A 20,327-nucleotide genomic window follows, 5' to 3' on the forward strand; every position below is an offset into this window, starting at 1 on the left:
TATGCCCTATCGCTCATGCCTTGCCCGCCTTCTCGTCGCCCGGCAGGTGGATCATGCCTTCCCAAGGCGACAGGAAGTCGAAGCTGCGGAACTCCTGGCTCAGCTTCACCTTGTCGTAAACGACGCGCTTCTGCTCGTTGTCGTAGCGGAGCTCGACGAGGCCGGTCAGCGGAAAATCCTTGCGCAAGGGGTGGCCGTCGAAGCCGTAATCGGTCAGGATCCGGCGCAGATCGGGGTGATCGCTGAAGTAGACGCCGTAAAGATCCCACACCTCGCGCTCATACCAGCCGGCGGACCTGAAGACGGCAGTGGCGGAGGGCACGGGTGTGTCCTCATTCGCCCTGAGCTTCACCCGGATGCGCTGATTGTGCTTCAGGCTCAAGAGGTTGTAGACGACCTCGAAGCGCTCCGGGCGCTCGGGATAGTCGACCCCGCAGATGTCGACCAGCATCTTGAAAAGGCACTTGGCGTCGTCGCGGAGCACGGTCAGCACCCTGACGATCGCCTCCGGCTTTGCCCACAGCACCAGCTCGTCACCGGCGAGCGCGCAGGCCGTCGTTTCCATCGGGAGCTGGCCCAGGACGTGGTCGCCGAGCTCTTTGAGTTGGGCCGGCGTCATCAGCGCGCAATCGTCGTGGTGCGCTTGATCTTCTTCTGCAATTGCAGAATGCCGTAGAGCAGCGCCTCGGCCGTGGGCGGACAGCCCGGCACGTAGACATCCACCGGCACGATGCGATCGCAGCCGCGCACCACCGAATAGGAATAGTGATAGTAGCCGCCGCCGTTGGCGCAGCTACCCATCGAGAGCACCCAGCGCGGCTCCGCCATCTGGTCGTAGACCTTGCGCAAGGCCGGCGCCATCTTGTTGCAGAGCGTGCCGGCGACGATCATCACGTCCGACTGCCTCGGGCTCGGACGAAAGACGATGCCGAAGCGATCGAGATCGTAGCGCGAGCACGCCGTGTGCATCATCTCGACCGCGCAGCAGGCGAGCCCGAAGGTCATCGGCCAGAGCGAGCCGGTGCGTGCCCAGCCGACGAGCTTGTCGAGCTGGGCGACGATGAAGCCCTTGTCGGTCAGCTCCTCGGTTGCCGCCTTCAGCAAGGCGTCCTGCTCAAGCCCGGGCGGAAGCAGCGCGCCCGAGGCGGCGGGATTGACCACGGTCATTCCCATTCCAACGCTCCCTTCTTCCACTCGTAGACGAAGCCGACGGTGAGCACGCCCAAGAACGCCACCATCGACCAGAAGCCGAAGACCCCGATGTCGCTGAGCGCGACGGCCCAAGGAAACAGGAACGCCACCTCGAGGTCGAAAATGATGAACAAGATCGCCACCAGGTAGAAGCGCACATCGAACTTGGAGCGGGCATCCTCGAAGGCATCGAACCCGCATTCATAGGGCGAAAGCTTCTCCGGATCAGGATGCTGGCGGGCAAGCACCAGCGAGGCCACGATCGCGCCCCCGGCGATGGCGATGGCGAGCCCGAGGAAGATCAGGATTGGCAGGTAATCTCTGAGCAGCGGGTCCATGCGTCCGGTATCTCGGGGGCTGGCGGTTCACGAGTGGCCGACGACCGTCGCGCCGACGACGACGACGCAGCGCAGCAAGCCCGGTCGGCGCCCCCGCCCGACCCGGGCCGGCGCTACTATAATCTTGGTGCGCCGCGAAAAAAAGCCGCTGCGAGGCCTCATTGGCGGCACTGCTGACCATGTCCGATCGGGTGCCGTCCTGCGGCGGCGCACCCAGCGAATCTGATGGTCGGGATCGAATTTCGCGATGGCGCGAGCGACGGGACTTGAACCCGCGGCCTCCGGCGTGACAGGCCGGCGCTCTAACCAACTGAGCTACGCCCGCCTAGGCGCGCATCGCGAGCCCGCCTCAGATACTGTTTCGGCCCCATGGTGTCAAGGATGGCGGGGCGGCAAGGATGGTGGGCGATGACGGGATCGAACCGCCGACATCCTCGGTGTAAACGAGGCGCTCTACCGCTGAGCTAATCGCCCGCCTGGGCCGAAGCCGGGTTAACCAAGCATAACCCACAAATGCCGATGCCGGCGACCGCCCGGGCCGCCGGCATCCAGAAATCCGTCGGGTTCGTGCTTGCTAGTTGATGGCTTCCTTCAGACCCTTGCCGGCCTTGAACTTCGCTTGCTTGGAGGCGGGGATCTTGATCTTCGCCCCCGTCCGCGGGTTGCGACCTTCGCTCGCCGCGCGCTTGCTCACATGGAAAGTGCCGAAGCCGACCAACCGAACCTCCTTGCCGCCCTTGAGCGCGACGGTGATCTGGCCGAAGACGGCATCGACCGCCTTCGCGGCATCTGCCTTCGACAGTCCGCTGCTCTCCGAGACCGAAGCCACGAGGTCGTTCTTATTCACTTGCGCCCCCTGATCGAGAATGGAAAGGCCCCAATCATGGGTCAGATGACTGGCGGCCTGCGAACTCTAGATCGCGGTTAACGGCGCCGTCAATCGCCCAAAGCACGGGATATCGGGCATTCTCGACATGTTGCGCAGCATTCTCGCATGCGCAACGCGCACGAATGACAACGCGTGGGGGATGGAGATGAACGACAACGCCCGCCCCGGCCTGGCCGGAGCGGGCGTCATTATTGCCAAGCGGACGGCGTTGGCCTCAGTGGGTGACGACGCCGTGCTCGCCTTCTGCTGCGGGCGCCGGCGCCTTTACCTCCGGCTCTTCCCACTTGATCGGGGTCAGCGGCTGCGTCAGCGCGTTCTTCAGCACGTCGTCGACGGTCGCCACCGTTATGAGGTTGAGCCCGCGCTTGACGTTGTCGGGGATCTCGGCAAGGTCCTTCTCGTTCTCCTTGGGAATGAGAACGGTCGTGAGGCCGCCGCGCAGCGCCGCTAGCAGCTTCTCCTTCAAGCCGCCGATCGGCAACACCCGGCCGCGCAAGGTGACCTCGCCGGTCATCGCCACGTCGCGCTTGACCGTGATGCCGGTCAAGACCGAGACGATTGAGGTCACCATGGCGACACCGGCCGAGGGACCGTCTTTCGGCGTCGCGCCTTCCGGCACGTGCACGTGGATGTCCCTCTTCTCGAACAGGGTCGGCTTGATGCCGAATTCGATGGAGCGGCTCTTGACGTAGCTCTCCGCCGCCTGCACCGATTCCTTCATCACGTCGCCCAATTTGCCGGTCGCGGTCACCCGGCCCTTGCCGGGCACCGTCACCGCTTCGATGGTCAAGAGCTCGCCGCCGACCTCGGTCCAGGCGAGACCGGTGGTGACACCCACCATGTCTGCATCCTCGGCCTCGCCGTAGCGGAACCGCCTGACGCCGGCATACTTGCCGAGCGTTCGCGGCGTCACCCGGACCGGCTGGGCCTTCTTGCCCGGCTTCGCCAGCATGATGTCCTTGACCGCCTTGCGCGCGAGATTGGCGATCTCGCGCTCCAGGTTGCGCACGCCGGCTTCGCGCGTGTAGTAGCGGATGATATCGCGGAGCGCCTCGTCGGAGATCGACCACTCGCCCTTCTTCAGCCCGTGCGCCTTGATCTGTTTGGGAATCAGGTGCCGCTTGGCGATCTCCACCTTCTCATCCTCGGTGTAGCCGGGGATGCGGATGATCTCCATACGGTCGAGCAGCGGCTGCGGCATCCTGAGCGTGTTCGCCGTGGTGACGAACATCACGTCCGACAGGTCGTAGTCGACCTCGAGATAGTGGTCGTTGAAGGTGGAATTCTGCTCCGGATCCAAGACCTCGAGCAAGGCCGAGGACGGGTCGCCGCGCCAGTCGCTGCCCATCTTGTCGACCTCGTCCAAGAGGAACAGCGGATTGGACGACTTCGCCTTCTTCATGCCCTGGATCACCTTGCCGGGCATCGAGCCGATATAGGTGCGCCGGTGGCCGCGGATCTCCGCCTCGTCGCGCACGCCGCCCAAGGACATGCGCACGAAGTTGCGGCCAGTGGCCCTGGCGATCGACTTGCCGAGCGAGGTCTTGCCGACGCCGGGGGGACCCACCAGGCACAGGATCGCTCCCTTCATCTTGCCCATGCGGACATTGACCGCGAGGTATTCGAGGATCCGCTCCTTCACCTTTTCCAGGCCGAAGTGATCGGCCTCCAGCACCTTGTCGGCGGCGCGCAGGTCGCGCCTGGTCTTGGTGCGGTTCTTCCATGGGATCGACAAGAGCCAATCGAGGTAGTTGCGCACCACGGTCGCTTCCGCCGACATCGGGCTCATGGTCTTGAGCTTCTTGACCTCGCCCAGCGCCTTCTCGCGCGCTTCCTTCGATAGCTTGGTCTTGTTGATGCGCTCCTCGAGCTCGGCCGTCTCGTCGCGGCCCTCCTCGCCCGCGCCCAGCTCCTTCTCGATCGCCTTCAGCTGCTCGTTCAGGTAATACTCGCGCTGGGTCTTCTCCATCTGCCGCTTGACGCGGTTGCGGATGCGCTTTTCGACCTGGAGCACGCCGATCTCGCCTTCCATGAAGGCATAGACCCGCTCCAGCCGCTCGGACACAGTCGCGATCTCGAGCAACGCCTGCTTGTCGGCGATCTTCAGGTTGAGATGGGCGGCGACCGTATCGGCGAGCTTGCTCGCATCCTCGATCTGGTTGATCGAGACCAGCACCTCGGGCGGGATCTTCTTGTTGAGCTTGATGTACTGCTCGAACTGCGAGACCACCGCGCGGCTGAGGGCCTCCAGCTCCTGCCCGTCGCCTTCCGTCTCGGGCAAGGCCTCGGCCGTCGCCTCGAAGAACTCCGGATTGTCGGCGTAGCTCAGAATGCGGGCGCGGCGCACGCCCTCCACCAGCACCTTGACCGTGTTGTCGGGCAGCCTGAGGAGTTGCAGCACGGTACCGATGGTGCCGCAGGAATAGATGTCGTCGGTGCCGGGCTCGTCCTGGGAAGCGTTCTTCTGGGTGACCAGCAGGATCTGCTTGTCGTCCTTCATGACGTCTTCGAGCGCTTTGACCGACTTCTCGCGCCCGACGAAGAGCGGCACGATCATGTGCGGGAAAACGACGATGTCACGCAGGGGCAGGACTGGATAAAGCGTACCGCGCGAAACTTCTTGCATGGGTCCTTCTCTCACCCGGGCCCTCCGCCGCCGTCAATGGCCAACGAAGGACCAGGTCTTGCTACACCATATCAGGTGGCCTGCCGTCGCCTTCGTTCAAGGTCTGGCGTCAGGCCCGGCTCCCCTAAGCGGTGTTCCTCCCCATGCACCGGTCAGGCCGTCGCGTTCTCGTCTTCGCGTCGCTCGGAATGAACGTAGAGCGGCTTCGAGCCGCTTTCGACCACTTCGCGGTTGATGACGATCCGCTCGACGCCGCTCAAGCCAGGCAGCTCGAACATGGGATCCAAGAGGATCCCTTCCATGATCGAGCGCAGCCCGCGCGCGCCGGTCCTGCGGTGGAGCGCCTTCTTCGAGATCGAGCGCAAGGCCTCGTCCTGGAAGTCGAGCCGCACATCCTCCATCTCGAACAAACGCTGGTACTGCTTGACCAGCGCGTTCTTCGGCTTGGTCAGGATGTCCATGAGTGCCTGCTCGTCCAGATCCTCGAGGGTGGCGACCACCGGCAGCCGGCCGATGAACTCGGGAATGAGCCCGAACTTCAGCAGATCCTCCGGCTCGACATCCTTGAGGATGACGCCGGTGCGCCGCTCGTCGGGCCCGCGCACATCGGCGCCGAAGCCGATCGAGGTGCCCTTCTGGCGCGCGGCGATGATCTTCTCCAGCCCGGCGAAGGCACCGCCGCAGATGAACAGGATGTTGGTGGTGTCGACCTGCAGGAACTCCTGCTGCGGATGCTTGCGCCCGCCCTGGGGCGGCACCGAGGCGATGGTGCCTTCCATGATCTTCAGCAGCGCCTGCTGCACGCCCTCGCCCGACACGTCGCGGGTGATCGAGGGGTTGTCCGATTTGCGGCTGATCTTGTCGACCTCGTCGATGTAGACGATGCCGCGCTGCGCCCGCTCGACATTGTAGTCGGCCGCCTGCAGCAGCTTGAGGATGATGTTCTCCACGTCCTCGCCGACATAGCCGGCCTCGGTCAAGGTCGTGGCGTCCGCCATGGTGAAGGGCACGTCGATGATGCGCGCCAGCGTCTGGGCGAGCAGCGTCTTGCCGCAGCCGGTCGGCCCGACTAGGAGAATGTTGGATTTCGCCAGCTCGACGTCGCTGCTCTTTGCGCCATGGGCGAGGCGCTTATAATGGTTATGCACCGCCACCGACAGAACGCGCTTGGCATGGTCCTGGCCAATCACATAGTCGTCCAGGACCTTGCAGATGTCCTTTGGGGTCGGAACCCCATCGCGTGACTTGACCAGCGTGGTCTTGTGCTCTTCACGGATAATATCCATGCAGAGCTCGACACATTCGTCACAAATGAACACGGTCGGCCCGGCAATGAGCTTCCGCACTTCGTGCTGGCTCTTGCCGCAGAACGAGCAATAGAGAGTATTCTTGGCGTCGCCACCGCCGGATTTGCTCATGATCGCTCGGTTCCTCGTACCTTCGCCGCGCATATCATGTTACGCGGCGCCTTTGCTGAGGGACAACAAGTAAAAGCCCGATCCCGCTCTTGTGTCCCCGTGCCTCAACGTCATGCAAGAACCGCACCACGCGCCGCCCTGCGGCGGCGGCGGGGCGCCCCCCGCAACCCTAAGCCGCCGCCTTGTCCATGCCCTCGCGCGGCGGGCGACGCGTCACCACTTCATCGATCAGGCCGAATGCCTTGGCGTCTTCGGGCGACATGAACTTGTCACGCTCCATCGCGTCCTCGATCACCTCGATCTTCTGTCCCGTGTGATGGGCATAGATCTCGTTCAACCGCTTGCGCGTCGCAATGATCTCTCTGGCCTGGATCTCGATATCCGTCGCCTGCCCCTGGGCGCCGCCGGAGGGCTGATGCACCATGATCCGGCTGTTGGGCAGCGAGAATCGCTTGCCCTTGGCCCCGGCCGTCAGCAAGAGCGAAGCCGCCGAGGCCGCCTGGCCTATGCACATTGTGGCGATATCGGGGCGGACATACTGCATGGTGTCGTAGATCGCCAAACCCGAGGTCACGATGCCCCCTGGGGAATTGACGTAAAGCGAGATCTCCTTGTTCGGGTTCTCCGCCTCCAAAAACAACAGCTGGGCGCAGACCAGGCTCGAAACTGCATCGTTTATGGGCCCGACAATGAAAATGATGCGCTCCTTCAGCAACCTCGAATAGATATCGTAGGCACGTTCACCCCTTGGAGTTTGCTCCACCACCATCGGGACCAGGGTGTTCATCGTCGGCTCGAACAAGGTGCTCATGGGTCGGGCTCGAGTCCTTTGCGTCGTCGGGACAGTCAAGTAGGTATCAGGCAGGCAAAAAGCGAGCCCCTCCCCCGGGGTGGACTTTGGGAGGGGGTGGGGACCACCCCCTCCCCGGGCAGGCCCATGCTTGCCACGCTCGGCTTCCCCGACCAACCTACTCTAGGTCGGAGTCGTTAACCGATGGCTACCGGCCCCAGCGCCACCGAATCCGGCCGGGCGTCACTCAAAAGCCTCAGGCGGCCGGCTCCGCCGCCTCTTCTTCCTTCATGAGCTCATCGATGGCGACGCTGCGCTCGCTTACCTGCGCCATCTCCAGGATGAAGTCGACGACCTTCTCCTCATAGAGCGGCGCACGCAACGCGGCCATGGCATCGGGGTGGTTCTGGTAGAACTCGATGACTTCGCGCTCCCGGCCGGCATTGCGGCTTGCCGCCTGGGCTAGCGCTCTGCGCATCTCTTCTTCACTGACCTGGATATTGTTCCGGCGCCCAACCTCGGAGAGGAGCAGGCCGAGCCTGACCCGGCGCTGGGCGATCTGGCGGAAATCCGCCTGCTCGGTGTCGCTGAGCTGGGGCGCTGCCGGGGCCGCCGGTTCCGCCGGAGGCGTGCCGGCATCCCCGGGGCTCGCCTGAACGGCGCTCTCGGCCGCAGCGGCCGAATCGGTGCCCCGGGTCACCTGCTCGACGATGCTGTCGTATTCCGCGCCGACCATGCCGGCCGGAACCGGGAAGTCATGCTTCTCGGCGAGCACGTCCAAGAGCTTCCGCTTGAGGCGCATGCGCGCCATCTGCTGGTAGTGCCGCTCCAGCCGCTCGCGCAGCATGCGCTTCAGCCCGTCGAGATTGTCGGCGCCCACGGACTTGGCGAGCTCGTCATCGAGCTTGAGCGGCCCCAGCTCGCGAATCTCCTTCACCGTCACCTGGAAGACCGCAGTCTTGCCGGCGAGATCCTTGGCCGCATATTCGGCGGGAAACTGGATGGTGACGGCACGGCTTTCGCCGGAAGCGGCGCCGATGAGCTGATCCTCGAAGCCCGGCACGAAGCTCTTGGAGCCCAGGCCCAGCTCGTAGTCGTTCGCGGCCCCGCCCTCGAACTCTTTGCCGTCGATGCGGCCGACGAAGTCGATCATCACCAGGTCGTCGGACTTGGCCGGGCGCGGTTCGGCCAAGGGCTGGCTGCCGCGGTTGCGCTCGGCAATGCGCTTCAGCTCGGCCTCGACCTGGGCGTCGTCCACCGCCACCGTCAGCCGCTCCAAGGACAGGCCCGAGAAGTCGATCGGCTCGATCTCGGGCATGAGCTCGATCGCCAATGTGTATTTGAGATCCTTGCCTTCGGCGAACTCGTCGATCTCGATCTTCGGCCGGCCGGCGGAGCGCAGCCCGCGCTCGCTCAAGGCCGCCTGCGAGGTCTCGCGCACGGTCTGCTCCAGCACCTCGCCCATGACCTGCGGCCCGTAGCGCTTCTTGACCAGGCTCAAGGGCACCTTGCCGGGCCTGAAGCCGGGCAGGCGCACCGCGCCGGCGAGCTCGGAGAGCCGGGTCGACATCTGCTGGTCGATGGTATCGGCCGGGACCACCACGGTGAAGGTGCGGTTCAATCCCTCGGCATGGGTCTCGGTAACATTCATGGCGCAAAACCGTCCAATATCAGCATGAGTTCGAGAGCGGAGACATGAGAGCGCTGGTGCGGGCGAAGGGACTCGAACCCCCAAGGCTTGCGCCACCAGAACCTAAATCTGGCGTGTCTACCAATTCCACCACGCCCGCAATAGCCGCCCCGCCAGGCGCTCGGCAGCTTCCGGTGGCGAGAGGCGCGAGCTTGTAACACAGGCTTTCGGCCCCGTCGATGGTTGCCTTGCCTCTGGAATCATAGTGCAGTCTTGCCGTACCCACGTGCTCGCCGCGGGCGTGCGATAGTCAGTTCCAAAGCGGACCCTGTGAGACCTCGTTCCATGCGCGCCTGGCTCTACAGTTGCCTCGGTTTTCTCGGCCTGATCCAGGCCGCTTCGGCCCACCAGCTCAACCTCTCCACCATCTATCTGACCGTCGAGCTGCCGAAGGTCACCGCCGATCTCGGCATCTACGGGACCGATGCGGCACGCATGGCCAGCCGCGACCTGATTGATCCCGGCTCCGGGCTGGTCGATCCCGACAAGCTGGATGCGGCCGCCGCCGCGCTTGCTCGCTACTTCGGCCAGCATCTCGCCATTCGCGGCGGCAACGGGGCCGTCTGCGAGCAGGGTCCGCCGCTGCTCGGGCCGGATTTCGAAAGCGGGCTCCTGGCGCAGATCGTCTTCGACTGCAGCAAGGCCGAGGATGGCCTGGTGCTCACCTCGACGGTGATGCCGACGATCGATCCGGCCGGACGCCAGGCGATCGTGGTCAGCATCGGCAATGAGGAACGCCAGCTCCCTTTGCTCGACGCCCAGCACACCGAGGCGATGCTGACCAACGCGCCCCCCGGCGCCTGGGAGGTGGCGGAGAGCTATGTCGGCCTCGGCATCGAGCATGTGCTGACCGGCTACGATCACATCGCCTTCATTCTCGCCATGCTGCTCTGGGCCAGGCGCCCTTGGCCGGTGGTGAAAATCGTGACCGCATTCACGCTCGCCCATTCGACCACCTTGGCGCTGGCCACTCTCGGCATCCTCGAGATCTCGCCCTCGATCGTCGAACCGTTGATCGCCGTCACCATCGTCATTGCCGCAGCCGAGAATTTTCGTTCGCGCGCCATCGACCGCAAATGGCTCTACGCCCTGGTGCTCGGCCTGATCCACGGCTTCGGCTTCGCCGGCGCGCTGAAGGAAGTGGGCCTGCCCGGCTCGGCGATCCCCCTGTCGCTCGCCACCTTCAACATCGGCGTCGAGTTCGGCCAGCTCGCCATCGTCGCCGTGGCGATGCCGGTCCTGGCGGCTCTGGACCGGCTCATCGCCGCCGCCGACGCCCAGCCACAGCGGAGCGCCACCGTCGTCTACGCCGCCTCCGCCGTCATCGCCGCCCTCGGCCTCTATTGGATCGTCGAGCGCACGCTCTGGGCGTGAAGTGTCGTCAGCACAGTTGGCAAGGTCGCCAGCAGATCTTCGGCGATGAGACCCTGGCCGAATTCCCGCGCCGCCTCGCCATGCAGCCATGTCGCGGCGCACGCCGCCTCGAATGCCGGCATGCCTGCCGCCAACAGCCCCACCACCATCCCCGCCAGCACGTCGCCGGTGCCGGCCGTGGCCAAGCTGGGCGGCGCGTTCTCGTTGATGGCGGCGCGCCCGCCGGGCTCGGCGATCACCGTGTCCGGCCCTTTCAAGAGGATCACCGCGCCCAGCGCGTCGGCGGCCTTGCGGGCGCGGGTGAGCTTATCGCCGGGCTCCGGGAACAGCCGCTGGAACTCGCCCTCGTGGGGGGTGAGCACCGCCGGTCCTCGGATCATGCCCGCGAGCTCGCCGGCGCGGCCGGCGAAAACGGTGAGCGCATCGGCATCGATGACCGCCGCGCGCCCGGTCGCCAGCGCCGCCGTCACCGCCGCCTCGGTATCCGGGCCGACGCCATTGCCCGGACCCACCAGCATCGCGGTGATGCGTCGGTCCGCCAGGCGCTGGACCAGCTCCTCGATGCTGTCGACGGGATGAAAGAGCGTGCCCGGCTGGTCGGCGGTATAGATCGGCTGCAGTCGCGAGGGTGCCGCCAGGCTCACCAGCCCGGCGCCGATGCGGCGCGCGGCCAAGGCCGCCAAGCGCGCCGCACCCGTGAGGACGCTGCCGCCCCGCACCAGCGCATGGCCGCGCGCATATTTGTGCGCGTCCAGCGCTGGCCACGGAAACCGGCAAAGCCAGAGCGACGGCGCATTGGCGAAAATCTGCGGCCGAATATCCGACAGGACCGACGCGGCGATGCCGATGTCGACGATCTCGACGACGCCGCAATGGAGGCGTCCCGGCAGCATGAGATGGCCGGGCTTGCGGCGAAAGAAGCTGACGGTAAGTGCCGCACGAGGGGCCGCGCCGAGGATCTCGCCGGTATCGCCCTTGATGCCGCTCGGCACGTCGATCGCCACCACCGGCGGCCCTCCGGCGAGCCGTTCGACCACATCCTTAGCGAGGCCGCCCAGCGGTCGCGCGAGGCCGGCGCCGAACAGCGCATCCACCACCAGCTCCGCGCCGGCGAGCGAGTCCGCTCCGAGCCTCGCGAGCGGACCGTCCCAACGCTCGAGATTGCGCCGGGCCTCGCCCTTGAGGCGCTCCGGTGGCTCCAGCAACGCCACCCGAACCGGCCAGTCCGAGCTCATGAGATGCCGTGCCACCACCAAGCCGTCGCCGCCATTGTTGCCGGGGCCGCAGAGGATCAGCGTCGGCCTCGGCGACCATCCCCGGCGGATGGCTTCCGCCACCCCCGCCCCGGCACGCTCCATCAGCGCATCGCCGGAGGTTCCGTGCTCGATGGTGATTTGGTCCGCCCGAACCATCTCGGCCACCGAGAGCAGCGCTGCTTCGCCGACCGATGAAGCCGAGATCGTCATAATCTTATGGTTGGCTGCCGGCAGGACTGTGCAACATACAACACTGCGCTCAAGGGAGGATGCTCTGCATGCGGCTGGCGAATTTCGACGATGGCGGCGGCGACCGGCTGGGGGTCGTCGATGAGGGCGGTCTCATCGACCTCGCCGCCGCCGATCCGGCTCTGCCGAAGACGCTGATCGGGCTGCTCGCCGGCGGCGGGCAAGCCATGGCCGCGGTCAGGGCGGCAGCCAAGGGCGCGGACCGGCGGCTGGCGCTCGACTCCGTTCGGCTGAGGCCGCCGATCCCGCGTCCCGGCAAATTCCTCGCCGTCGGCCTCAACTACCGCGACCACATTGCCGAGCTGAAGAAGCCGATACCGGCATTTCCCTCGACCTTCGCCAAGATGGCGAGCGCCATCGTCGGCCCCCGCGATCCGGTTTGGCGGCCGCTTGTCTCCGATAGCCTCGACTATGAAGGCGAGCTCGCCTTCGTCATCGGACGGCGCTGCCGCCATGTGCCCCGTAGCCGGGCCCGCGAGGTGGTCGCGGGCTATCTCGTCGCCAACGACGTGACCGTGCGCGAATGGGTGGCGCTGACCGAGCAGATCGTGCCGGCAAAGTCCTTCGACACATGCGGGCCGATCGGCCCCTGGCTGGTGACGTCCGACGAGCTCGAGGATCCGCACAGGCTTCGCATCCGCACCACCGTCAATGGCGAGACGCGCCAGGACGGCAACACCGCCGACATGATCTTCGACTGCTGGCGCCTGGTGGAGATCCTGAGCCAAGCCATGACCTTGGAGCCGGGCGACATCGTCACCACCGGCACGCCCAAGGGGGTTGGCCATGGCTTCTCGCCGCCCCGCTACCTCAAACCCGGCGACCTGGTGACGGTGGAGATCGAAGGCATCGGCCACATCTCCAACCCGATCATCGACGAGCCGGCGGGAAGCGCGGCGCTTTAGTCCGGCCGCAAGGCGTGGATGCCCGGAACAAGCTGGGGTGGGCTTTAGGAGGGGGTGAGGATCACCCCCTCCTCGAACCTCCCCGGGGCATGACAATTGTACTCGTCATGCGCGGGCTTGACCCGCGCATCTACGTCCTCAGGCCAGTGCCGCGAGCTAAGGCGTCAGCCCCTGGCGACCGATGATGCGACCGGCGCTTCTAAAACCCTTGTGAACAAGTTCACAGCATTTGACCAAAATTGATGCTAGCGTTTTCCCTTAAGCGTGCAGCCACGATACAGCGGCAATAGACCGACCGCTGGGGGGACGTGCAATGCATCGCCCGACAGAGACGACCAAGCCGGATCGTTTGTCCGTCGTCCGAGCGTCGTTGAACCGGCGCGATCTCATCACGCTTTTGGGCGGAGCCGCGCTGGCGTGGTCGCTGCCCGCGCGCGCTCAGATGCCAGCTAAAGTCTTTCGCGTCGGGTTGCTCAGCGCCGGGGCGCCAATCGCTGACAACAGCCCCTCCGGGGCGCCACTCATCCGCGGCCTCGCTCGGCGCGGCTATGCGCTTGGTCAAAATTTGGCATTCGAACGTCGCGGAGCGGAAGGACACTTGGACCGCCTGCCGCAGCTCGTCACGGAGCTCGTGGCAAGCAAGGTCGATGTCATCGTCACCTCCGGCTATCCGTCGGCGTTCGCCGCCAAGCAGGGGAGCGCTCTACCGGTTGTGGCGGTCGCCGCAGGCGATCCTGTCGGTACCGGACTGGCCGACAGCTTGGCGCGGCCCGGCGGCCATATTACCGGCATCTCGGACGTGTCGGCGGAGCTCACGCCCAAGCGGTTGGAGCTACTGAAACAGTTTGCGCCCAGCCTGCGTCGGGTGGCGGTGCTGTGGAATGCCGACGACCTCGGAATGACGCTGCGGTATCGGGCGTCGGAAGCAGGCGCCCAGGCACTGGGTGTCAGCGTCCAGCCATTGGGTGTGCGCGCGCCTGACGATTTCGACCAGGCGTTCGGGGCAATGAAGAGTGACATGCCGGACGCGATCCTCATGGTCACCGACTCGCTCACCATTCTCAACCGAAAGCGGGTTTTCGAATTCGCTGCGGCGCATCGGCTGCCGGCCATCTATGAGTTTGCCTCCCTCGTCAGCGACGGCGGCTTGATGTCATATGGTCCGGATCAGGACGAAAGTTTCGACCGCGCTGGAGACCTCGTGGATCGCATTCTCAAAGGAGCGAACCCCGCGGTATTGCCATTCGAACAGCCGACGCTCTTTCGCTTCGTCCTCAACCTGAAGACCGCCAAGTCGATCGGCTTTGAAGCCCCGGCGTCATTGCTCGCCCGCGCCGACGAGGTGATCGAATGAGGCGGCGGGAATTCATCGCAACACTGAGCGGTGCGTTCAGTGCTTGGCCGGTTGCCATTCACGCCCCAGCAGAAGGCGATGCCGGTGATCGGCTACCTCAACGGCAACTCGCCCGACGCCTTTCAAGAGAATAATGCGGCCGCGGTCCGCCAGGGACTGAGCGAAGCCGGCTACGTCGAAGGACAAAATCTAACGATCGAATACCGTTGGGCGGAAGGCAAATACGATCGGCTACCCGCGTTGGCCGCCGATCTCGTCGGCCGCAAGGTCGATTTGATCGTGGCAAGCGGCGGCTCCGGTCCAGCACGTGCTGCTAAATACGCAACTTCGACGATCCCGATCGTCTTCACCAGCTCTGGCGATCCGGTCGGGGACGGCTTGGTCGCTAGTCTCGCCCGGCCGGGCGGTAACGTCACGGGCGTCAGCATCATCGCAGCCGAGCTGACTCCCAAACGGTTCGAGCTGCTGTCCGAGCTGGTGCAGTCAGTCCGCGTGATCGCCCTGCTCGTGAATCCGACCGGTCCTAGTTATGAGCGTATCATTGCAGAGGTGCAGGAAGGAGCGCGCGCCAAGGGAGCGCAGCTCTTGATCCTGAACGCCAGCAACGAAAGCGAAATCGATGCGGCCTTCGCGACGCTCGTCCAGCGGCATGCCGGCGCGATCGTCATCGATTCCAATGCATTCTTCACCGGCAGGCGCGAGCAGCTCGTGGCGTTGGCATCGCGCCATGCGCTGCCGGCAATCTATGCGTTTCGTGAATACGCCGCTATAGGCGACCTGATGAGCTATGGACCAAGCGTTACGGCCGCCTATCGCCAAGCCGGCATTTACGCCGGACGGATCCTCAAGGGCGCCAAGCCGGCCGATCTGCCGGTCCAGCAGCCGACCACGTTCGAGCTGGTGATCAACCTCAAGACCGCCAAAGCGCTCGGCCTGACCGTTCCGCAATCGATCCTGTCGCGCGCCGACGAGGTGATCGAGTGAGGTTCGCGCCACCGTCTGAGATCGCTCGGCCCATCTTTTGAGCCTGCCGGTGGCGACATTTGACGTCGTCGGATTGACGAGCGAAGCGCCCGGTGCGGTCGCCTTGCGCTCACCCGCGTCCGGTTGACGAAGTCGGCTGCGGCAGCCGGCGCCGCACATAGTCCAGCAGCAGCACGTAGAGGACCCTCAGGATCGGGTCCAGGAAGTCCAGGGGCACCGGCGCATCCGGCGACGGCAGCAGCCGACGCATGGCGAGGTCGTCCTTCGACTCGGCTGCCGACTCCGAAGTCCTGCAACGCTGCTCCCAAGGCAACGTGCCGCGGACATAGCGGATCATCGCCTCGAAGCTGTCGCGCGCGCTCGGCGTGAGGACGGCGAGCTGGCCTTTGATCTGCCCCGGGTCGATGACGGTGCAAATCGTATTTTCGGCGGCGATCGCGGAGGCCATGCGCGGCGAGCCGTCGATCAGCGCCATCTCGCCGAATATCGACCTCTTGCCGATCGTGGCAAGAATGACGGGTCCGTCGGCGGTATCCTTCGCGATCGCCACCTTGCCGGAGCGGATCAGATAGGCAGCGTCGCCCTTGTCGCCTTCCTTGAAGATGACACTGTGGCTCTTGAAGAGTCTCCTCACCTCCTTAGGGTGCGCGCGCCTGTTGGAACGGGACGGTCCTGTCCTGGCCATTGCTACGGCGCCAGCACCTGGCGGCCGATGATGCGGCCGGCGCGGAGATCGGCCAAGGCCGCGTTGGCATCCTCGAGGGGACGGGACGCCACCGGGATCGGCTTGATCTTGCCCGCCTTGACCAGGCCGATGAGCTCTTTCAGCTCCGGCAGGCTGCCGACATAGGAGCCGCGCAAGGTCAGCGCCTTCAACGGCAGCGAGACCAGCGGCAGCGTGATCTCGCCCCCGAACAAGCCGACGACGATGTAGCGGCCGCCCTTGGTCAGGGCATCGAGCGCCAGCTTGGCGCTTGCCGCCGAGCCGACGAAATCCACGACCGCCATCAGCCGATTGCCGGCGAGCCCACGCAGCCGCTTCGCCGCATCGCTCTCGCCGGCATTGACAGTCTGGCGAATGCCCGCCGCACGGGCGGCGGCGAGCTTCGCCTCCTCCAGATCGATGCCGATGACGGGAGCGCCGAGCAGCGCCGGCGCGATGTGGACGGCAGCCAAGCCGACCCCGCCCAAGCCCAGGATCGCCACCCAGTCGCCCGGCAAGGTCGGGCCGATCTTCTTCAAAGCGCTGAAGGCAGTCACACCCGAGCAGGCATAGGTGGCCGCCAAAGCCGGATCGATCCCGTCGATGTCGACGAGGTATTTCGGGTGCGGCACAATGAGATGGTCGCTGTAGCCGCCGGGACGGAAGACGCCGATCGACTGTCCGGCGACGCAGAGGTTCTCTTCTTCGGCCCGGCAGGGCGCGCAGGCGCCGCAGCCGAGCCAAGGATAGACCAGGCGCACGGCCCCGGGTTCGACACCCCTCGCCTCCGGTCCGAGCGCTGCCACCGTGCCCACCACCTCATGGCCGAGGGTGAGCGGCAGCTTGATGCCGCGATCGGAGAGCGTCATCTGCTTGCCGCGGCCGAGATCGTAGTAGCCGTCGGCCAAATGCAGATCGGAATGGCAGACCCCGCAGGCCTTGACCCGCACCAGCACCTCGGTGCCCTTGGGCCTGGGCGTCTCCACCGCCACGCGTGCCAGCGGCTTGCCGAAATCCGTCACCTGGTAGCTGAGCATGAATGCCTCCTCGATGGCGACGCTCGGCTCCAGCCCGTCGCCGTCACGGCCGGCCGCCGCCGGTCGAGCCGCTGCGATGCCGTTGGGAGTCGCCCGGCACTGGTAGGACCGCTCAAGCTGCAGGCGACCCTTCCTGAGCACTTATCGAACCATGTTCCTCGCGCCGGAGCCAGCTTTCCGGCGAGTCCTCGAGGCGGCCCGTGAGATACAACGCGCTGCATGAGGGTGGGGCCCGGGCCGTTCTTCCTCTTTCACACTTCCCGCTGCCCGCATCAGCGACATGTCGGCCGCTTGTTACGTAGCTCGTTCACCCGATTGCCCTGAGCCGGTGGCATTAGGCGCTTCTCAGCGACGACCAGCTACGCCATCATGGGCCGATGGCAAGGGGACCGGCCGGACGGGGTCTGTCGGTCGATAAACCCCGTGGTTCGGCTCGCGGCACGGTCATGGTGCCTGCCGGGAACCTCGAAGAAAAGTGCGGCATGGGAGGGACGATATGAAACTCATCGCAAGGAAGCCGGCGCTGATCGTGTTTGCGGCGCTGGCGAGCGGCTTGTTGCTGGCGGGAACCGTGCTGGTCGGCTCGGCCTGGGCGCAGACCAAGTACAAAGAGTCGCCGGCGCTCGCAGAGGAGGTCAAGGCCGGCAAGCTCCCCGCGGTCGACGCCCGGCTGCCCGAACAACCCCTCGTGGTGCCGGTCGTCGAACGCGCCGGGCAGTATGGCGGCGTGTGGCGCCGCGCTTTCCTCGGCCCGGCCGATGCCAACAATTATGTTCGGGTCGTCTACGACTCGCTGTTCCGCTTCTCACCGGACGGCGCCAAGATCGAGCCGAAGCTCGCCGCCGGAGCCCAGCCGTCGGCCGACTACAAGCAGTGGACGATCACCTTGCGCAAGGGCTCGCGCTGGTCCGACGGCGCGCCCTTCACCGCGGACGATATCGTCTTCTGGTACAAGGACATCGCGCTGAACCGCGACCTCATGCCCGCGCCGCCGCCGTGGATCCGCAATGCCGATGGCTCGCCGGCGCTGGTGGAAAAGACCGACACCTACACGGTTCGCTTCACCTACAAGGAACCAGCGACCCTGTTCTTGACCGCGCTCGCGAACGCGGACGGCGCCGACCGCGGCTATGCGATGTTCCAGCCGGCGCACTACCTGAAGCGTTTCCACCCCAGCTACACGCCCAAGGAAGAGGTCGACAAGCTGGTGCAGGCCGCCGGCTTCAAGACTTGGGGCGAGCTGTTCGCGACCCGGTCCCAACCGCCGGAGAATCCCGACCGGCCGTCGATGGCGGCGTGGGTCTCCGAGAGCCGGATCAGCGACCCGGTGTTCACGCTGCGCCGCAACCCCTACTACATCGGCGTTGATCCGGAGGGTAACCAGCTGCCCTATCTCGACAGCGTGCGCTTCACCTACTTCGCCGACACCCAGGCGCTGAACCTGGCGGCGATCGCCGGTGACTTCGACATGCAGGAACGCCACATCGTGATGACCAACTACCCGGTCTTCAAGGACCAGGAGCGCACCGGCAAGTACCGGGTCATCACTTGGCCGACGTTCGGCGGCGCCGACGCCGTGCTCATGTTCAACCAGACCTACACGGCCGACCCCGAGATGGGAAAGCTGATGGCGACCAAGGAGTTTCGGGTCGCCATGTCCTATGCGATCAACCGCGACCAGATCAAGGAATCGGCCTTCCTCGGGCTGGGCGAGGCGCGCCAGGGCATCCCGGCGCCGTGGCATCCCTACTTCCCGGGCGACGAGTGGGCGAAGAAGTACACCGAGTTCAAGCCGGATGAGGCGAACAAGCTGCTCGACCAGATCGGCCTGACCAAGCGCGACGCCGCGGGCATCCGCCTGTTGCCGAACGGCAAGCCGGCGACCATCGAGATCAGCGTCGTGCCGGCGTTCGGCGCCTGGCCAGACGTCGCCCAGCTGATCGCCCGCGACTGGGAGAAAGTCGGCATCAAGTCCGTGGTGCAGATCCGCGAGCGGGCGCTGCACTTCACGATGCGCGACGCGAACGAGCTGATGACCGAGATCTGGAACGAGGACACCTCCGCCTTCCCCTTCACCGGCAACGCCAAGATGGACGTGCGCAATGCGGTGATCCTGACGCTCGGCCCGCTCTATACGAAGTGGCTCGCTACCAAGGGCAAGGAAGGCGTCGAGCCGCCACCGCCGGTGAAGCGTCTGCTCGAGCTCGTCGACCTGGCGCGCACCGTCGGCCCCGACGAGCAGGTCAAGGCTGCCCAGGAGCTGTTCCGCGTCTGGGTCGACAACCTCTACGAGGTCGGCATCATCGGCCTGACGCCGATGGTGCAGGGCGTGGTGGTGGCCAACGCCAAGATGCGCAACATCCCGACCACGCTGGGCAACGACTGGCCGCTGCGCAGTCCCGGCAACGCGCGCACCGAGCAGTTCTTCCTCGCCCGGTGAGCAGTTGAGCGAGTCGAATCGGCTTCCGGCTCTCTTCCCCCTCCCCTTGCTGGAAGGGGAGGGTGGAGGGCAGGGTTTGCGTCCGGCTGACCCCCGATGATCGCCTATATCCTCCAGCGCCTGCTGCTGCTGCCGGTTCTGCTGTTCTTCTTCTCGATCATGGTGTTCGCGATCGTGCAGGCGCCACCCGGCGATTTCCTGACGTCGTACGTGGCGACTTTGGCCGCATCGGGCAGCTCGATGAGCGCCGAGCACATCGACGCGCTGCGCCACCAGTACGGCCTCGATCAGCCGCTGATCATCCAATACCTCAAGTGGGTGCAGAACCTGCTCACCGGCAATCTCGGCCTGTCGCTGGAATATCAGCGGCCGAATGCCGACCTGATCGGCGAGCAGCTGTTCCTGACCATCGCCCTCGCCCTGTTTTCCTTCGTTCTGACCTGGGTGATCGCGATCCCGGCCGGGATCTATTCCGCCACGCATCAGCGTTCGATCGTCGATTACGTGCTGGCAGTGTTCAACTATGTCGGCGTCGCCACGCCCAACTTCATGCTGGCGTTGATCCTGATGTGGCTCGCCTTCGCCTATTTCGACATCGGCATCACCGGGCTATTCTCCTCCGAGTTCGCCGGGGCGCCCTGGAGCGGCGCCAAAGTCGTCGATTTGCTCAAGCACATCTGGTTGCCAGCCTTGGTGCTGGCGATCGCCGGCACGGCGCGGCTGACCCGCGTGATGCGCGCCAACCTGCTCGACGAATTGAACAAGCCCTATGTCATGACCGCGCGCGCCAAGGGCCTGAACGAATGGCGGGTGGTGCTGCGCTATCCCGTGCGGCTCGCCTTCAATCCGCTGGTCAGCACCATCGGCTGGTACCTGCCGGCCTTGTTCTCCGGCAGCCTGATCGTCGCGACCGTGATGAACCTGCCGAACATTGGGCCGCTGCTGCTGCGCGCCCTGGTCAACCAGGACATGTACCTGGCCGGCGCGATCCTGCTGATCTACTGCTTCCTGACGATCATCGGCACCCTGCTGTCCGACATCCTGCTCGTCTGGCTCGATCCCCGCATCCGGTTGGGTGGCTGA

17 protein-coding genes and 3 tRNA genes are annotated in these 20,327 nt (G+C 65.4%); 6 read left to right on the plus strand and 14 right to left on the minus strand.

Annotated elements, in window-relative coordinates:
* Positions 1–13 precede the first annotated feature (13 nt).
* The 11 genes from HY058_16585 to HY058_16635 form a co-directional block, all read right to left on the minus strand.
* Positions 14–619, minus strand: a complete 606-nt coding sequence (locus HY058_16585) for an NADH-quinone oxidoreductase subunit C (protein ID MBI3498916.1) — start codon at positions 617–619, stop codon at positions 14–16.
* Complete coding sequence (locus HY058_16590; protein MBI3498917.1) at positions 619–1,173, minus strand: NADH-quinone oxidoreductase subunit B; 555 nt, start codon at positions 1,171–1,173, stop codon at positions 619–621. Before HY058_16590 ends, HY058_16585 begins: the two co-directional genes overlap by 1 nt.
* A complete protein-coding gene (locus HY058_16595) occupies positions 1,164–1,529 on the minus strand; it encodes an NADH-quinone oxidoreductase subunit A (GenBank protein MBI3498918.1) in 366 nt (121 codons plus the stop codon). Before HY058_16595 ends, HY058_16590 begins: the two co-directional genes overlap by 10 nt.
* Before the next feature lie 248 nt (positions 1,530–1,777).
* Positions 1,778–1,854, minus strand: a tRNA-Asp gene (locus HY058_16600).
* 74 nt (positions 1,855–1,928) lie between these two features.
* Positions 1,929–2,003: transfer RNA gene (locus tag HY058_16605), tRNA-Val, on the minus strand.
* Between the two features lie 100 nt (positions 2,004–2,103).
* On the minus strand, positions 2,104–2,376 hold the full coding sequence (locus tag HY058_16610; protein MBI3498919.1) for an HU family DNA-binding protein: 273 nt from the start codon (positions 2,374–2,376) through the stop codon (positions 2,104–2,106).
* 256 nt (positions 2,377–2,632) lie between these two features.
* Complete coding sequence (gene lon, locus HY058_16615; GenBank protein ID MBI3498920.1) at positions 2,633–5,044, minus strand: endopeptidase La; 2,412 nt, start codon at positions 5,042–5,044, stop codon at positions 2,633–2,635.
* 152 nt (positions 5,045–5,196) lie between these two features.
* Complete coding sequence (gene clpX, locus HY058_16620) at positions 5,197–6,462, minus strand: ATP-dependent Clp protease ATP-binding subunit ClpX (GenBank protein MBI3498921.1); 1,266 nt, start codon at positions 6,460–6,462, stop codon at positions 5,197–5,199.
* Positions 6,463–6,631: 169 nt separating this feature from the next.
* Positions 6,632–7,273 carry an ATP-dependent Clp endopeptidase proteolytic subunit ClpP gene (gene clpP, locus HY058_16625; protein ID MBI3498922.1) on the minus strand — a complete coding sequence of 214 codons (642 nt, stop codon included), beginning with the start codon at positions 7,271–7,273 and terminating at the stop codon, positions 6,632–6,634.
* Between the two features lie 235 nt (positions 7,274–7,508).
* On the minus strand, positions 7,509–8,903 hold the full coding sequence (locus HY058_16630) for a trigger factor (GenBank protein ID MBI3498923.1): 1,395 nt from the start codon (positions 8,901–8,903) through the stop codon (positions 7,509–7,511).
* 54 nt (positions 8,904–8,957) lie between these two features.
* Positions 8,958–9,042: transfer RNA gene (locus tag HY058_16635), tRNA-Leu, on the minus strand.
* Positions 9,043–9,227: 185 nt separating this feature from the next.
* On the opposite strand from HY058_16635, the gene HY058_16640 reads away from it, so the two are divergent.
* Positions 9,228–10,316: a HupE/UreJ family protein gene (locus HY058_16640; GenBank protein ID MBI3498924.1), complete on the plus strand. Its 1,089-nt coding sequence runs from the start codon at positions 9,228–9,230 to the stop codon at positions 10,314–10,316.
* On the opposite strand, the gene HY058_16645 is transcribed toward HY058_16640, so the two are convergent.
* On the minus strand, positions 10,283–11,782 hold the full coding sequence (locus HY058_16645; protein MBI3498925.1) for an NAD(P)H-hydrate dehydratase: 1,500 nt from the start codon (positions 11,780–11,782) through the stop codon (positions 10,283–10,285). The two genes, HY058_16640 and HY058_16645, sit on opposite strands and share 34 nt — an antisense overlap.
* Positions 11,783–11,850: 68 nt before the next feature.
* On the opposite strand from HY058_16645, the gene HY058_16650 reads away from it, so the two are divergent.
* The 3 genes from HY058_16650 to HY058_16660 all read left to right on the plus strand — a co-directional run bounded on the left by HY058_16650 (position 11,851) and on the right by HY058_16660 (position 15,064).
* A complete protein-coding gene (locus HY058_16650; GenBank protein ID MBI3498926.1) occupies positions 11,851–12,726 on the plus strand; it encodes a fumarylacetoacetate hydrolase family protein in 876 nt (291 codons plus the stop codon).
* Between the two features lie 370 nt (positions 12,727–13,096).
* Positions 13,097–14,080 (plus strand): ABC transporter substrate-binding protein, encoded by a 984-nt coding sequence (locus HY058_16655; GenBank protein ID MBI3498927.1) that lies wholly within the window; start codon positions 13,097–13,099, stop codon positions 14,078–14,080.
* A gap of 78 nt (positions 14,081–14,158) precedes the next feature.
* Positions 14,159–15,064: an ABC transporter substrate-binding protein gene (locus tag HY058_16660; protein ID MBI3498928.1), complete on the plus strand. Its 906-nt coding sequence runs from the start codon at positions 14,159–14,161 to the stop codon at positions 15,062–15,064.
* 109 nt (positions 15,065–15,173) lie between these two features.
* On the opposite strand, the gene HY058_16665 is transcribed toward HY058_16660, so the two are convergent.
* Together HY058_16665 and HY058_16670 are read right to left on the minus strand one after the other, a co-directional pair.
* Positions 15,174–15,698 carry a cyclic nucleotide-binding domain-containing protein gene (locus HY058_16665; protein MBI3498929.1) on the minus strand — a complete coding sequence of 175 codons (525 nt, stop codon included), beginning with the start codon at positions 15,696–15,698 and terminating at the stop codon, positions 15,174–15,176.
* A gap of 53 nt (positions 15,699–15,751) precedes the next feature.
* The gene (locus HY058_16670) at positions 15,752–16,804 is read right to left on the minus strand and encodes an alcohol dehydrogenase catalytic domain-containing protein (GenBank protein MBI3498930.1); all 1,053 of its coding nucleotides are present in this window, start codon (positions 16,802–16,804) and stop codon (positions 15,752–15,754) included.
* Between the two features lie 496 nt (positions 16,805–17,300).
* Here HY058_16670 and HY058_16675 point away from each other — a divergent pair, with 496 nt between their 5' ends.
* Positions 17,301–19,244, plus strand: a complete 1,944-nt coding sequence (locus tag HY058_16675) for an ABC transporter substrate-binding protein (GenBank protein MBI3498931.1) — start codon at positions 17,301–17,303, stop codon at positions 19,242–19,244.
* 96 nt (positions 19,245–19,340) lie between these two features.
* Positions 19,341–20,327 (plus strand): ABC transporter permease, encoded by a 987-nt coding sequence (locus HY058_16680; protein MBI3498932.1) that lies wholly within the window; start codon positions 19,341–19,343, stop codon positions 20,325–20,327.

The organism is Pseudomonadota bacterium (assembly GCA_016195085.1).
Classification (GTDB): domain Bacteria; phylum Pseudomonadota; class Alphaproteobacteria; order SHVZ01; family SHVZ01; genus JACQAG01.